At 50.4% G+C, this 14,372-nt stretch carries 10 protein-coding genes and 1 pseudogene; 7 read left to right on the top strand and 4 right to left on the bottom strand.

Annotated features, from left to right (window positions below; all coding sequences use genetic code 11):
- Positions 1-52 precede the first annotated feature (52 nt).
- Both IPK30_01840 and IPK30_01835 read left to right on the top strand, forming a co-directional pair.
- Positions 53-4,225, top strand: a complete 4,173-nt coding sequence (locus IPK30_01840) for a hypothetical protein (GenBank protein MBK8102063.1) — start codon at positions 53-55, stop codon at positions 4,223-4,225.
- Between the two features lie 85 nt (positions 4,226-4,310).
- Positions 4,311-4,706, top strand: a complete 396-nt coding sequence (locus IPK30_01835; GenBank protein ID MBK8102062.1) for a prepilin-type N-terminal cleavage/methylation domain-containing protein — start codon at positions 4,311-4,313, stop codon at positions 4,704-4,706.
- 27 nt (positions 4,707-4,733) lie between these two features.
- Here IPK30_01835 and IPK30_01830 read toward each other — a convergent pair whose 3' ends face one another.
- The gene (locus tag IPK30_01830) at positions 4,734-5,315 is read right to left on the bottom strand and encodes a GspH/FimT family protein (protein MBK8102061.1); all 582 of its coding nucleotides are present in this window, start codon (positions 5,313-5,315) and stop codon (positions 4,734-4,736) included.
- Between the two features lie 172 nt (positions 5,316-5,487).
- On the opposite strand from IPK30_01830, the gene IPK30_01825 reads away from it, so the two are divergent.
- Entirely contained in the window at positions 5,488-6,204 is a 717-nt protein-coding gene (locus IPK30_01825; protein MBK8102060.1) for a YebC/PmpR family DNA-binding transcriptional regulator, read from the top strand.
- A 147-nt stretch (positions 6,205-6,351) separates the two neighbouring features.
- On the opposite strand, the gene pgl is transcribed toward IPK30_01825, so the two are convergent.
- A complete protein-coding gene (gene pgl / locus IPK30_01820) occupies positions 6,352-6,987 on the bottom strand; it encodes a 6-phosphogluconolactonase (GenBank protein ID MBK8102059.1) in 636 nt (211 codons plus the stop codon).
- 34 nt (positions 6,988-7,021) lie between these two features.
- Positions 7,022-8,533, bottom strand: coding sequence for a glucose-6-phosphate dehydrogenase (locus IPK30_01815; protein ID MBK8102058.1), 1,512 nt, complete (start codon positions 8,531-8,533; stop codon positions 7,022-7,024).
- An 86-nt stretch (positions 8,534-8,619) separates the two neighbouring features.
- On the opposite strand from IPK30_01815, the gene IPK30_01810 reads away from it, so the two are divergent.
- Complete coding sequence (locus IPK30_01810) at positions 8,620-9,042, top strand: globin (GenBank protein ID MBK8102057.1); 423 nt, start codon at positions 8,620-8,622, stop codon at positions 9,040-9,042.
- On the opposite strand, the pseudogene IPK30_01805 reads toward IPK30_01810, so the two are convergent.
- Positions 9,039-10,789: pseudogene (locus IPK30_01805) on the bottom strand (acyl-CoA dehydrogenase). The gene IPK30_01810 and the pseudogene IPK30_01805 overlap by 4 nt on opposite strands.
- Before the next feature lie 85 nt (positions 10,790-10,874).
- On the opposite strand from IPK30_01805, the gene IPK30_01800 reads away from it, so the two are divergent.
- From IPK30_01800 to IPK30_01790, 3 genes are read left to right on the top strand one after another with little or no spacing between them, the layout of a single operon-like run.
- Entirely contained in the window at positions 10,875-12,419 is a 1,545-nt protein-coding gene (locus IPK30_01800) for an MBOAT family protein (protein MBK8102056.1), read from the top strand.
- A 3-nt stretch (positions 12,420-12,422) separates the two neighbouring features.
- A complete protein-coding gene (locus IPK30_01795) occupies positions 12,423-13,676 on the top strand; it encodes a hypothetical protein (protein ID MBK8102055.1) in 1,254 nt (417 codons plus the stop codon).
- Positions 13,677-13,694: 18 nt separating this feature from the next.
- Positions 13,695-14,366: a PaaI family thioesterase gene (locus IPK30_01790; protein ID MBK8102054.1), complete on the top strand. Its 672-nt coding sequence runs from the start codon at positions 13,695-13,697 to the stop codon at positions 14,364-14,366.
- Positions 14,367-14,372: the final 6 nt, after the last annotated feature.

Here is a 14,372-nt window from a genome sequence, read left to right as displayed (position 1 = left end):
AACAGAGTTAGACAACAGAATTAACAGAGAGGGTAGTGTCATGAAAAGCATCATGAATACATCGGCCATCAAAACATTCTTTTCCAGCGGCGCAGCGCGGCGGTTAAAGTTCGGCACTTTGGGCTCCTTGATGGGGTTTGCCATGTTGGCACCCACCACGGCATTGGGTTGGAATTACTCCAATGTGCCACTGTTCTGGACGCAGAGCGTCAAGCCCAATGTGGCGTTGATGTTGGATAACTCAGGCAGTATGAATGCCATTGCGGTAAACGAATCATTTCAGAGAGCAAGCCAAGCGGGCACATTGAGTACTCAAGAGTGGTACTGGTGTAACGGTACCTACAATAAAGCCACTAAGAAATGCGCAAGCAAGAACTCTACAGCTATTCGTGGGTTCTCCGTGAGGGATTGGAATCCATCAGCTTCGAATGTCAGCCTTTCCGTAGGACGCTCTTGGGATACCTCCTACGCGACGGCATCAAGCTGTACTAGCGGTGACAACGGGTTTTTTAAGAACTCAGCAGGTAATAACACTGGCACGATTTATCCCGCGCTAGGCATCTGTTTGCCCAACCACGGTATTCCTGACGGTGCGCGGATTGATTTTATATCTAACTCTTCGGGTGGCTCATTTGCACCTGCTGGCCCTTTTTGGGTAGTTAATCGAGCCAATCACGGATTTCAGTTGGCTACTGCGCCAGGTGGGGCGCCGGTGGTTCTCAGTGTTAATGTGGGGACTGGGGGCAGTTTTGGCTTCAGGGGTTATCGGGCAACGCTGCCAACTTATACAAGTGGTGTGGGTACCAACACAATGGCCTTGTGTAATGTCACACAAGTGCCAGGTGCTGCAAAGTTTTATGCGGGTGTTTCCGGTAACACCGTGTGGTTGGATAGCAACACCGCGCCTACGGCTACCAATATCCCAACCAGAGAGACTGTCGGCGTCTTGGTGAGTAATAACTCTACCAATAATGGCGGTACACGCGATTCCTGCGTGCGTTGGAAAATGGCCAATACCAAGCGTTACAGCGGTGATGCGATATATGGGTATGACTATACGCGCTGGGATGACGGCACCCTCTATTGGACACCTACCACAGGTGATGAAGATAATGATAAAACCAACTCGAACACGGTGCTGTACCCTCGGCATTTGCTGAATACGCTGCTGCCTTCTTCAGGTAATGCGAGTGTGAATTTCAGTAATAACGCCATCTATCCTGATACGGATTCTAATCTTGAGGTGTTTACACCGGCCACGGATAACATGGTCATTCCAAGGACATCGCGTATAGAAGCAGCCCGTGAAGCTGCGCAGAAAGTGGTGTTAGATTTCAACGAAAAGTTGAACATTGGCTTGTTCCGGTTGAGTACAAACTATGCATCAGCCCTGTACTCCGCTGTACCCAATGGCTCCAGCCCTGCGACGGTAAAAACAGCTTTGATCGGATCTAATGAAAGTATGTTGCCGGCGGATATGCCGTTGCATGCCTTGGACGGTTTGGTGGGCAACTTTGCCAATGTGCAGTCATCTGGTACGCCTTTGTCGGGCACGCAGCTAAACATCAATACTTACTTCTCAGGCGGCAGCAGTCCTATTCGATTCCGCTGCCAGAAAAACTATGCCGTTGTAATGACGGATGGTGACCCAACTTCTGATGACGGCGGAACGCTGGATGCCAGAACCCAGACGGGTTATGACACAGATGCCAAAACGGGAGGCACTGATGTTGACGGCATTACTTTCGGAAACGAAAGTGGCAAAAGACCTGATCAAGTAACCGCTGAGTGGACACACCAGAACATTATTCCGTACACCATCGGTTTGGGTCTGGAAAACAATTTGCTGAAGCGCGCGCCGCTGGTAAATAGAGTGAGTGTGACCAAATCTGAAATTGCCGGCAATGTCATCAAGTCGCCAAATCATGGTCTAGAAACGGGTGACTATGTTGAAGTAGTAAGCAATGCTGCCACAGGTTTGACGAACGGCAGGTTCTACTATGCTGTGGTTCTGGATGCAGATCGTTTCAAGCTGGCATCTGGTGCTGCTAGCGGCCAAGACTCTTCAGCGTCTACCAACTGGAAGCAAAAAGCTTTTGATTGCGCGGCTACAGGTACAACGAGTGCTACCGGCCCTTGCTTGCCGGTAAGCAATGGCGGTACGGGCGCCACCATGGTGATGAGTATTGGCCCTGGTAAGGCGTTCTTCTCTTTCACGCCAGACCAGTTGGCGCAGGACATGAGTTCTGTGTTTAACAAAATCAACAACTTGACAGCATCTGCCTCGGCAGTATCTACCAACACCAAACAGTTTGGTGGCGCGGGTACGGCTTTGGTGTACCAAGCGCGCTTCAATACGGAAGACTGGGGCGGCGAAGTGGCGGCCTACCAGCTTAATAAGGACGCCAACGGCAAGGTGACTGTGGACACTTCGCCTACCGCAGTGCCTTACTGGTCAACAAAAACCACCTTGGCAACAGCGGCCCAAAGAACGCCTAATGTGTTCACTTGGAAGCCTAGCAACAGCACGGGGCAGCCTTTGCTTTGGGGTAACTTGGATCCGGCACAACAAACTTCATTGATTGATGCCACTACGGGTACCAATGTGATCAACTGGCTAAAAGGAGCCAATGTGGCTGGTATGCGAGCGCATTCCGCCAAATTTGGCTTGATGGGTGATGTGCTCAATTCAGACCCGGCTTTCTTCTCGTATCAGAACTTCGGTTACACCAAACTGCCGACTTCTGGGCCGAATTCAGGTGCGTCCACCTACCAACAATATGTGGATGACGGTAAAAACAATCGCACGCCCATGATTTTTGTGGGCGCTAACGATGGCATGTTGCATGCATTCAATGCCAATACCGGTGCTGAAACCATGGCGTTTGTGCCGTCAGCTGTTTTTAGTGACTTTAAAGATGCCAACAATAATGGCCTTGATGATCAGCCTGCTACGCGTGAAAACAAGCTGCTCAGCCTTACCGATGTTAATTATGACCACCGCTATTTTGTGGATGGTAACACCGCGGTTTGGGATGCCTTTGATGGCAGCAACTGGCACTCATTCTTGGTGGGCGCTTTGGGTAAAGGTGGTCGCAGCGTCTTTGCCATTGATGTGACGGATACTGCTTATACAGCCAGTGACATTAAATGGGAGTTCACCCATCAGCAACTGGGTTACACCTACGGTCAGCCGATGGTGGCGCGTTTGGCAAACAATAAGTGGTATGCCATCTTCCCTAACGGTTTGGATAGCCAGAATGATCAAGCGCGCGTGTTTATGGTGAATATTCATAACGCAGCAGATTTCGTGGTATTGCAGACCAATGAAGGCTCGCCTGCTGTGCCCAACGGCATGATGAGTGTGCAGGTGAAAGTCAATGCACAGCGCACCGTAACCGACATTTATGCTGGCGATATGCGCGGCAATATCTGGAAGTTTGATATGTACGATGAAGGCGCAGGTGCTGCGCAATTCCCTGGTGTTGGTACCAAGTTGTTTACTGCTGGAGATGGCACTACCGGCACACCGCAAGCCATTACGGGCGGTCTTAGCGTGGGCAAACACCCAAGTGGTTTGGGTTCTGTTATCTTCTTTGGTACGGGTAAATACTTTGAGACACAAGACAACGCCTATAGTGGTGCTAGTGTTCCTCAGGTGGACAGCTTCTATGCCGTATTGGATAACGGCTCAGCAACAAACTTGACGCGTGCTCAACTGCATCAACAGTCTTTCACTATGCTTGGCAACAACCGTCAGTCTACTACTGATACCGTCGCCTACGCGGGTTCGGAGAAAGGTTGGTTTATTGACTTGAAGGATGGCCCCACTAAACGCGGTGAGCGCGTGGTGAGCTCACCAGTGCTGTACGGTGATCGCGTCATCTTCGTGAGTATTGTGCCGCTCGCAGGTGCCAGTTGCGGTGGTGAAGGCAGCAGTTATCTCAATGAGTTGAGTGCGTTGAATGGCGGTATGTTGTCTAAACCGGTAGTGGATACAGACGGTGACGGCGATATAGATGCCGATGATGTGCAGGTTTCTTCGCTGAAGTTGAATGGTCTATCCAGTGATGCGTCCATTATTCAAGACGCGGAGATAGACTACAAAATCATTGGTAATACGCAGGTTAATAACTCTATCTCAGCCACTTCTGAGGAAAAACCCGCTGGCGGTGGTGGTGGCGAGTGGGGTAGAGGTCGCTTGTCTTGGCAGCAGTTGCAGTAAGATAGGTGCGGAGGTTGATGTGCTCAAAGGCATCTCAACCTCCGTCTTATCAAACTAAATTTAAGACCTACAACTAGGGGTTGTTATGAAGAAACAGGCACGAGGTTTCACGCTGATCGAGCTGATGATTGTGGTGGCAATTATTGCCATTATTTCAGCCATTGCTTATCCGTCTTATCAGGACAGTGTGCGCCGAGCCAATCGTTCAGATGCAATGGATACGATGCTGGATACCGCACAGCGTTTGGAGCGTTGTTACACCTCATTGGGTTCTTATAACCATGCTAGCTGCTCTGTACCGGCGAGTATCAATTCCACAAAAGCGCATTACACGGTTGCTGTCACCACAACGGCAGCTACTTATAGTTTGGTTGCCACGCCTGTTTCGGCTATACAGCTAAACGATGCAAAGTGTACTTCCTTCACGCTCACCAACACGGGGCAAAAAACTTCAACACCAGTGGGCAATACATGCTGGTGATGTAAAACACGCAATGTAAGGTTTTTTCTACGAAGGGCAGCGCACAGGCTGCCCTTCGGCGTTTTCGGGGATGCCGTCACGGTTGTGGTCATAGCCCAGACGCATGCGCCCCGTGCGATTGAAAATTAAATTGCGCACATCGCGCTCGGTGGCGTGTGCGGGGCAGTAAATAAAACTGCCTGCGGTGTTCTCTAGCATGCCGTTGCTCATGTAGCGCAAATGCTGTTTGTTGAGCGCGGCGCGCATCACCAGTTGGCTGCCTTCTGGTGTAGATGGCAAGGTGGCCAGTACAGGCTCGTGTTGATCAACTCGGCGATTGTTGTTGGGGTCTGCAAACACCACTGCACCCTTCGTCCAGTCGTTGCCGCAAGAGAGCTGATCGGTGCTGGCACAAAACACTACCGATTCTCGTCGTGAAACCGCACTGCTACGCGCAAGTTGTGCAGTGCTAATCAGCGTGTACATCAGTGATTCGCTCTGCGAGCGCCGTACGATGCTGGAAAAACTGGGCAGAGCCAGCGTGCTGAGAATTAAAAGTATGGCGAGTGTAGTCAGCAGTTCCAGCAGCGTGTAGCCGCGCTGCTGTGATGCAGTGAGGGCGGTTGTCATAGGGCAATCCTTTGCCATGGAAAAAAGCGCGCCCATCATGCCATGCAGCGGCGGGATGTGTTGTCAGCTTTCGCGGAGATGTTTGTCAGCCAAAGCGTATTTTTGTGTCAGCCAAATGCTGTTCTTGCGTAAAATACGCACCAGTAAACGGCTGAGAGATGAGGTAAAACCAATGGGCAGGGCGTACCAGAACCGCAAGGAATCCATGGCCAAAACGGCGGGCATAAAAACGCGGATTTACTCCAAGTACGGCAAAGAGATTTATGTGGCAGCCAAGAATGGCGGCGGCGACCCCAATGCCAATCTGGCGCTGCGCCGTTTGATTGAGCGTGCTAAGGGTGACCAAGTGCCTACGCATGTCATCGAAAAAGCCATCGACAAAGCCAGTGGTGCAGGCGGTGAAAATTATTCTTTGGTGCGCTACGAAGGTTTCGGCCCCGGCAACTGTATGGTGATTGTGGATTGCCTCACCAATAACAACAACCGCACCTTTGGCGATGTGCGGCTGTGCTTCACCAAAACCAAAGCGAACATTGGTGTGTCTGGCTCAGTGGCGCACATGTCTGATCATGTCGGCATTTTTGTTTTCAAACACGACAATGAAGAAGCGGTGTTAGAGGCGTTGCTCAATGCCGATGTTGATGTAACCGATGTAGAAAATGAAGAAGGAATGATTTCAGTTTATGTGCCGCCCGCTGAGTTTATAAAAGCACAAAAGGCACTGACTGAAGCAATGCCGGATTTGGTTTTCGAAACCGAAGAAATTACTTTTTTGCCGCAAACAATGACGGCGATTACCGGTGACGATGTGCCGCTGTTCCAAAAATTTCTCGACATGCTCGACGAGCTGGACGATGTGCAAGAGGTGTATCACAACGCCGAGTTGTGAGGTGCTTTATGTGTAGGTCGCGCCAAGGTGGCGCTCCTACATAGAATTGGTTGTGCGTAGTTGGTCGCACCAAAGTGGCGCTCCTACATGGAATTGTGGAATTGGTTATACGTAGGAGCGGCTCTTAGCCGCGACCCCTAGCCGCGTTCATACTTGCGCCACAAAAACATCCGCGCCATTTGGCGGTGTAATTGCAGACATCGGTAAAACTTCGCCTTGTTGCCAGCACAGCAAGGCGTTTTTTTTGTTTGCGCCACTCACCAAATACCATAAGCGCTGTGTTTGACTTAAACGCCGCGCGCTGAGTGTGATGCGCTGTGCCGGTGGAAAAGGCGCGTTGCTCACGGCAAGTACGGGCGCTGCATTTTTTTCTGCGCCCCATTCATGGTTGGGAAACAGACTGGCGGTATGGCCGTCTTCGCCGATACCGAGCAAAACCAAATCAAATTGCGCAATATTTTTTATGGCGGAGGTGTATTGAGCGACAGCTTCTGGTTGTGGGTATTCGCTGGGGATGTTGTGTATTTGCGTAGCGGGAATCGCGACATGCGACAGCCACGCATCAACAGCCATTTTGTCATTGCGGCCTTCAGTGTTGGCCGGCAGGCAGCGTTCGTCACCAAAATAAATATGCCAGTGCGACCAATCGGTTTTTATATCACGCAACAAAATATAGAGATTGCGCGGCGTGTTGCCGCCAGATAACACAATGGAAAATTGTTTTTTTTGCGTGATACATTCATGCGCCAGCACCGCAATGCGTTCGGCTAATTCGCAATTCATGGTGCTTTCGTCGCGGTAATAATGAAAGCGCATATCAGTTGTTGCGCCACTGCTGGTCTTCGCGATCAAACAAGCGGCTGGATTCTTCCGGCCCCCAACTGCCGGCTGGGTAGGTGTGAATAAACTCTTGCGTGGCTGCCCACTGCCGCAAGATAGGGTCTACCACACGCCATGCCATTTCCACCTCGTCAAAACGAATAAATAAACTGCGATCGTTTTGGATTACATCCAGCAACAGTGTTTCGTAAGCCTCTAGTGCGGGCTCGTTTGGCTGGCGATACGGTGCTTGCAATTCAGCGATACGCGTCACCATTTCTAAGCCAGGCTGCTTGGCGTGAATTTCCATGCGCATCACTTCATTGGGATAGAGGGAAAAAATAATCCAGTTGGGTTCTATCCATTCCAATGCGGTTTCACGGAACAGTTGTTGCGGTGGTTGTTTGAAGCGTATGGCAATGGATGACATTTTTTCTGCCATGCGTTTGCCGGTGCGCAAATAAAAAGGCACGCCTTTCCAGCGCCAATTGTCGACATAAAACTTGGCCGCGACAAAAGTTTCTGTGGTGGAGTGCGATGCCACATTCGGTTCTTCGCGATAACTCGGTACGGGCTGCCTGTTGATGCTGCCCGCTGCGTACTGCGCGCGAAACGCCATAGCTTGCACAGATTGTTGCGGAATAGGGCGTATGGAGCGCAGCACTTTTACTTTTTCATCGCGCAGTGCATCTGCATTCAAGGTGGCGGGTGGTTCCATCGCGGTTACTGTTAGCAGTTGCAGTAAATGGTTTTGCAGCATGTCGCGCAGCGTGCCGGCGTTATCAAAATAACTGGCACGATTCTCCACGCCATACTGTTCCGCCACGGTAATTTGCACATGGTCGATATAGTTTCTGTTCCATATCGGCTCTATTAATGTGTTGGCAAAGCGAAACACCAGCATGTTCTGTACGGTTTCTTTGCCCAGGTAATGATCGATACGGAAAATCTGATTTTCGTCAAAATATTGATGGAGATGTTGGTTGAGTATTTGCGCGCTGTCTAAGTTTTCGCCAAAAGGTTTTTCAATCACGATGCGGTGTTTGAGTGCGCCACCGGTAAAGCCTGCTTCGTCCAGTTGTGTGGCAACAGCAAGGTAATCAGTAGGGCGGATGGCGAGATAGAACGCCAGGTTTTCACAAGTGCTGCCAGCAGGAAGATTGCGTGGCGCGGCAAGGCAGTTTTTTAATTCTTGGTAGGTGCTGGCTTGCGTGTAATCGCCATCTATAAAATCAAAACGCTGCGATAGTTTTTGTGCAATATCGGGGTTGCATGGCGTTTTTTTAAGATGATCATTCAGTGATTGCAGTAAGTAATGTTGCCATTGATCTTGTGACCAGTCGCGACGAGCAATAGCAACAAAGCGCAGAACGGGTGGTAGTCGTTGTGCGGCTTCCAGTGCATACAGAGCCGGAAATAATTTTTCGGCAGCGAGGTTGCCAGTGGCGCCAAAGATAATAAAAAAACAGGGCGTGTGCTGAGTGAGTGAAGGGCTTTGTTTGCCGAGCATATTGTGCTCCTGAATGTAGCCATGTTGTCTTATGGTACTACTGAAATTACAGTGGCTACAGGGTGATACAAAAAGACAGGCAATGCATGAACGATATTGAATATATTTTGCGTAGTTTGGAGCAGTTGGCTGAGGTCGATATTGATGTGGTTCCTTGTGTTTATGAGCGATTTTTTGCAGCGTGCCCAGAGGCAAGGCCTTTGTTTGCCACGCGCGAAGCGCAGGCCGTGCAAGGCAAGATGGTGAATGAGCTCATGCAAACGGTTGTTGATCGTTTGGAAGGAAAACCTTATAGCGCTGTTATGGTGCAGACCATGGTGAGTGATCACGATGGCTGGGGTGTGCGCATCGCTATGTACGATGCTTTTTTGGATGCTTTTGTCACAGCGGTGCGTGATGCCCTGCAGTGCACGGAAACTTCGCCAGAAATCATTGCGTGGCGGCGACAGCTATCCATGTTGCGGCAGGATATTGCCGCGCAGTTGGCAACATCGACAGCGCCGGTTTAAAAGCGGTCGATAGGTAAATCCATGATGGCATCAGGACCACTGCGCACCGCAGCATCCAAGGCGCGAATTTGTGGCAGAAGGCGTGAAAATAAAAACGCCCGACCACGCGGCGATTGGAATCAGATGGATTGGCGGAAATCATTTTGAGCCACAACCACGCATAAATCGTGTGGCCGACTACATGTAAATAATCGCAGGCGGCGCTGCTGCACAAATCGGCATCGCGTTTATCTTGTTTCACTAACCACAAAGTTAATTCGCGCAAAGTAGAACAGGCTTCCAACACGGCATCTTCTTCGGTGGCGAAAATGGGCGGCGTGTCCATCGTGTCTTGTTCCATTTCCAAAATAAAATCGCGCATGGCTTTGCCGTTATTGGGTAGCGCTTTGCGTTTGAGCAAATCAAGCGCCTGAATACCATTTGTGCCTTCGTAAATTTGCGCGATACGCACATCGCGCACCAGTTGCTCCTGCTCATTGTCGCGAATATAACCGTGACCACCAAACACCTGCTGACCGAGTACACAGGCTTCAAAACCTTTGTCGGTAAAAAACGCTTTGGCAACAGGTGTGAGCAGAGCAACGCGCTGTGCGGCGCGTTCGGCGATGGTTTTGTCTGGATGATGACTGGCTTGATCGAGTTGCAAGCCGATATAAACCGCGAGAGCGCGGCTGCCGCTGTTGTAAGCGCGCTGTGTGAGCAACATGCGCCGCACATCGGCGTGATGAATAATCGGATCTGCCACGGCCTGCGGGTTGGCAGCGCCGTGCGCCGCGCGACCTTGTAAACGCTCTTTCGCGTAGCGCACCGCATTTTGGTACGACATAGCGCCGCAACCCAAACCTTGCAGACCAATCGATAAACGCTCGTAGTTCATCATGGTGAACATGGCGGCTAGCCCTTGGTGCGGCTCACCCACTAACCATCCCGTTGCACCGTCAAAATTCATCACGCAAGTGGATGAGGCTTTGATGCCCATTTTGTGTTCCAGCGCGCTGGCAGTGACGGCATTGCGTTGTGCCGGTTTTTCATTGGCACCCAGCAAAAACTTCGGCACTAAAAATAGCGAAATGCCTTTTGCGCCTGCAGGTGCATCCGGCAATTTCGCCAACACCAAATGCACGATGTTTTCCGTGAGATCGTGATCGCCGCCGGTGATAAAAATTTTCGTGCCGGTAATTTTATAAGTGTTGTCACTTTGCGGTACTGCGCGTGTCGTCATGATGCCGAGATCAGAACCGGCGTGCGCTTCGGTCATGCACATTGCGCCCGTCCATTCGCCGCTGTACATTTTGGGCAACCAGGTTTTTTTCAGTGCTTCGCTGGCGTGCGCGTGAATGGCTAGCGCCGCGCCGCTGGTTAATGCAGGGTACAAAGTAAACGCACTGTTGGCGCTAAACAGCATTTCCTCAAACAAAACGGTGAGCATTTTGGGTAGACCTTGCCCACCGTAGGCGGGGTCGCCAGTTAATCCCACCCAGCCGCCTTCTGCCAATTGGCGATAAGCAGCGGGGAAGCCTTGCGGTGTGCGCACCACGCCATCTATCAGTTGCGCGCCTTCTTCATCGCCGCTGCGATTGAGCGGCGCAATCACTTCACTGCACAGTTTGGCGCCTTCATCGAGAATGGCATCCACCGTGCTGCTGTCAATTTGTGCAAAGGCGGGCATCTGTGCCCAGTGTTCCTGCGCTTTGAAGACATCGTTCAACAAATAGCGCATATGGTCGAGTGGGGCGCGGTATGCCATGGCAGTCTCCTTGTCGGCGGTGGTCTTTGCAGGGTAATCCACGGATAATCGCACGCCGTTGCTCATCATCCGTATTCGCCACTCCATGATATTCAGCTCCTACATTTTTGTCCTCGCTTTTTTGCCGATCACCGTTCTTGGCTATTGGCTGCTGCAGCGTAAGAAAGGCTTGGAGTGGTCAATGGCCTGGCTCACTGGCTGCTCGCTGTTCTATTACGGTTGGTGGAATCCGATTTATTTATTGCTGATCGGTACGCTGATGCTGGTCAACTACGGCTTGGGTTTGGCGATTTATCAGCGCCGTTTTGCGCCGCGACTTTTGATGATAGCGGGCGTGACATTTAACTTGGCGGTGTTGGGTTATTTCAAATACATGGATTTTTTTATCAGCACCATCAATGGCGTAGCGGATACCAACTATCACTTGCTGCATATTATTTTGCCGCTGGGTATTTCCTTTTTTACATTTCAAAAAATTGCTTTTTTGGTAGACAGCTATCATCGAAAAATTGAGCAGTACAGCTTTTTGCACTACTGCTTATTCGTGACTTTTTTCCCGCAATTGATTGCAGGACCTATCGTGCACTACCGTGAGTTGATGCCAGAGTTTTTGCGCATTCGCCTGAACGGTCTGACATTTCGCCACTTGGCGGTGGGGCTGTCTATTTTTGCGATAGGCTTATTCAAGAAGTCGGTCATTGCTGACAATGTGTCCGCGCCTGTGGGGCCGGTGTTTAATGCCGCCGCGCAGGGCGTGCAGGTGAGCTTCTTTGAAGCTTGGGGTGGCTTGCTGGCCTATACCGCGCAGTTGTATTTTGATTTTTCGGGTTATTCCGATATGGCGATAGGCTTGGCGCTGCTGTTTGGCGTGCGTTTGCCGCTCAATTTTTTCTCGCCATATAAGTCGCGCAATATCATTGAGTTTTGGCAGCGTTGGCACATCACACTCAGCAGCTTTTTGCGTGACTATCTCTATATTACCTTGGGCGGAAATCGCCACGGAAAAGCGAAGCGCTATCGCAATTTATTTCTCACGATGCTGATTGGCGGTTTGTGGCACGGCGCAGCATGGACCTTTGTGGTGTGGGGCGCATTGCATGGCTTGTATCTGATTGTTTGCCACGGCTGGAACGCGCTGGTGGATGGCTACAAACGCTGCCCGCGTTTTGGTCTGTTTATGAAGCCGTTTGCGTATGTCATTACCTTTTTATGTATTGCTGTTTCCATGGTTTTATTTCGCGCCGATAGCTTGTCGGCAGTTTGGCTGATATTCAAAGGCTTGTGCGGCGTGCACGGAATTTTTATTGACCCAGAAGAGCACAGTTTTTATGCGTGGTTGACTGCGTTGGGTCTGCCTGTGGAGTACTCGCCTTACGCGATTCGTTTTGTGGATAAAGATGTATTGCATCACCTGTTGCTGGTGTACGGCATTATCTGGCTGATGCCGAATGTGGCGCAGATATTTGCGGCGCAGCATCCGTCTATCACCGGCGGCGATATGGCGCGAGCGCATCCCACGCGCATTCAATGGCAAGCTAATTTGCGTTGGAGCATTCTTGTTGCTTGTTTATTGTTGGTGTCGCTGATGAGTTTGAATAATGTCAGTGAATTTCTCTACTTTCGGTTTTGATTTATGCGTCACCGTACTTATTTTTCTGTGCTGCTAATTACTTTGTTGGCGTTGATCGCAGCAGTCGTGGCGATGAACGCGCTGGTCGATCCGCTGGATGTGTATCGCATTGTGCGCAAAGAGGGATTTAACAGTGTAAAAAGTTCTTATATTCCTTTTGCGCGCTTGGCAAAACCTTCGCAAATTGAACGCGGGCAGTATGAGCGGTTAGGGATTGGCTCCTCGCGCATGTTGATGGGAGTTCCGGTTGAAAACGCTGCTTGGGCGCAGTACGGCAAGGGATTTAATGCGGGTATTCAAGGTGCAGATCTCGTGCAAATTCGCGATTTGTTTGAACATGCCGTGGTAGTGAGCCGAGTAAAAAGCGTGCTGATTGATCTCGATCTGTTTATGTTCAACGCATGGATGCCTTCGGGAGAATACCCGTACCCTGTAGCGCATTTGGATGAAACACCGCGTGTGCGTTTTGTGCGTGAGCGCGATACGGCATCGCTGTTGCTATTTAGCCCGAGTATTGCATGGGCCAGTATTGAAACACTGCGCAAGCAAGACAAAAAGAAAGACAAGGTGATGATTGATGGCACCACCAACCCTGCAAAAGAGCTGCAGCAAGTATTAAAAGATGGGTATGAAGTGCGTTTTCGCCAGTTTGAAGATCGCATGGTGCGTACAGGCTGGAGTATCTGCAAAGACAATCGCTATGCGTTTGAACGCGGAAGCGTTAATAAACTGCAGGTATTCCGCGCTATTTTGCAAACAGCCAAAGATCATCAAGTTGATGTGAAATTTTTTATTCCACCTGTGCATGTGCGTTTGCTAGAAATGATGCAGGAAGCAGGTTTGGATCCGTATGCCGATGAAATGAAGCGAAAGTTATTGGCTGAAATTTCTGCTGTGTATGGCAGTGATACAAAAAATGTAGCCCTGTGGGATTTTAGTGGCTATCACCACTATGCGCAGGAAGCTGTGCCGCAGCAGCTGGGTGTGGCGATGCAGTGGTATCTGGATGCATCCCATTTTTCGCAAGCGCTTGGTCAAAAAATGTTGGATGTGATGTTTGCTGCGCCGCATGCAGAGAAAGACTTTGGCGTGCAGCTCAGTGCAGGGAATCTTGACTCAGTATTAGCAGCACAGCATGCCGAGCAGCGTGCTTTTCAACAAACGCATCCAATTATGTCGCGCGATTTGCACGAGCGAGCCGCAGCAATTTTGCGCGATAAAAAAATAAACGGTACCGCTTGTGGTAAAACAGAATAAATATTGGAGGAAGAGGTTATGACGGAACACGCACTGCCTATAAATGCCATGATTGACGGTGATGCTGATCGCGTAGCAGCAGCTTTGCGCCGCTTGAATCACACGCTGGTGCAAAAACAATTGCCAGAAGAATTGGTGAACCGTTTTGCGGCGGCGTTGGAATTGCTCGCTGATGATATGGAGAGCATAGAAGCGCCATTGCGTACGCGCCCTTTCGGTACGGTGGAATCGGGTGAGAGTGATTCCGGCAGCGCTTACGATTACGGTGCAGAAAATTCGCTCTCGTATCGCCCGATCAGCGGCAACTGCAATGCCTTGGCCGCACCAGCAAAATATTTCAAAGGCAAAGATTATTTAAGTGCCGTTGTTACTTTTGGGCCGGCGTTTGAAGGGCCGCCAGGTTTAGTACACGGTGGTTATATCGCAGCCTATATGGATGAGGCTTTTGGTATTGGTATCGCGCACAGTGGTTTGAGTGTGCCCGCGATGACGGGCACTTTGAAAACGATTTATCGCTTGCCGGTGCCACTGAATCGCGAGTTGGTTTACCAAGTGCGAATGACAGGCGAGGAGCGCCGCAAAGTGTTTATGCAATGTACGGTGAAAGATCATGACGGCACTTTGTACGCAGAAGGCGAGGCAATTTTTTTGAAAATTGATCCAGAGCTGTACGCCAAGATGGGTGGATAAATGCGG

This window comes from Cellvibrionales bacterium (assembly GCA_016713115.1).
Lineage (GTDB): Bacteria > Pseudomonadota > Gammaproteobacteria > Pseudomonadales > UBA7239 > UBA7239.
The sequence above is the reverse complement of the archived record's forward strand: the minus strand, read 5'-3'. Positions and strand labels throughout refer to the sequence as shown.

Excerpts from the sequence above, each read along its gene's own strand:
- IPK30_01825 (MBK8102060.1), top strand. The coding sequence starts at position 5,488 with ATGGGCAGGGCGTACCAGAACCGCAAGGAATCCATGGCCAAAACGGCG.
- IPK30_01790 (MBK8102054.1), top strand. The coding sequence starts at position 13,695 with ATGACGGAACACGCACTGCCTATAAATGCCATGATTGACGGTGATGCT.
- pgl (MBK8102059.1), bottom strand. The coding sequence starts at position 6,987 with ATGAATTGCGAATTAGCCGAACGCATTGCGGTGCTGGCGCATGAATGT.
- IPK30_01810 (MBK8102057.1), top strand. The coding sequence starts at position 8,620 with ATGAACGATATTGAATATATTTTGCGTAGTTTGGAGCAGTTGGCTGAG.
- IPK30_01835 (MBK8102062.1), top strand. The coding sequence starts at position 4,311 with ATGAAGAAACAGGCACGAGGTTTCACGCTGATCGAGCTGATGATTGTG.
- IPK30_01815 (MBK8102058.1), bottom strand. The coding sequence starts at position 8,533 with ATGCTCGGCAAACAAAGCCCTTCACTCACTCAGCACACGCCCTGTTTT.
- IPK30_01830 (MBK8102061.1), bottom strand. The coding sequence starts at position 5,315 with ATGACAACCGCCCTCACTGCATCACAGCAGCGCGGCTACACGCTGCTG.
- IPK30_01800 (MBK8102056.1), top strand. The coding sequence starts at position 10,875 with ATGATATTCAGCTCCTACATTTTTGTCCTCGCTTTTTTGCCGATCACC.
- IPK30_01795 (MBK8102055.1), top strand. The coding sequence starts at position 12,423 with ATGCGTCACCGTACTTATTTTTCTGTGCTGCTAATTACTTTGTTGGCG.
- IPK30_01840 (MBK8102063.1), top strand. The coding sequence starts at position 53 with ATGAATACATCGGCCATCAAAACATTCTTTTCCAGCGGCGCAGCGCGG.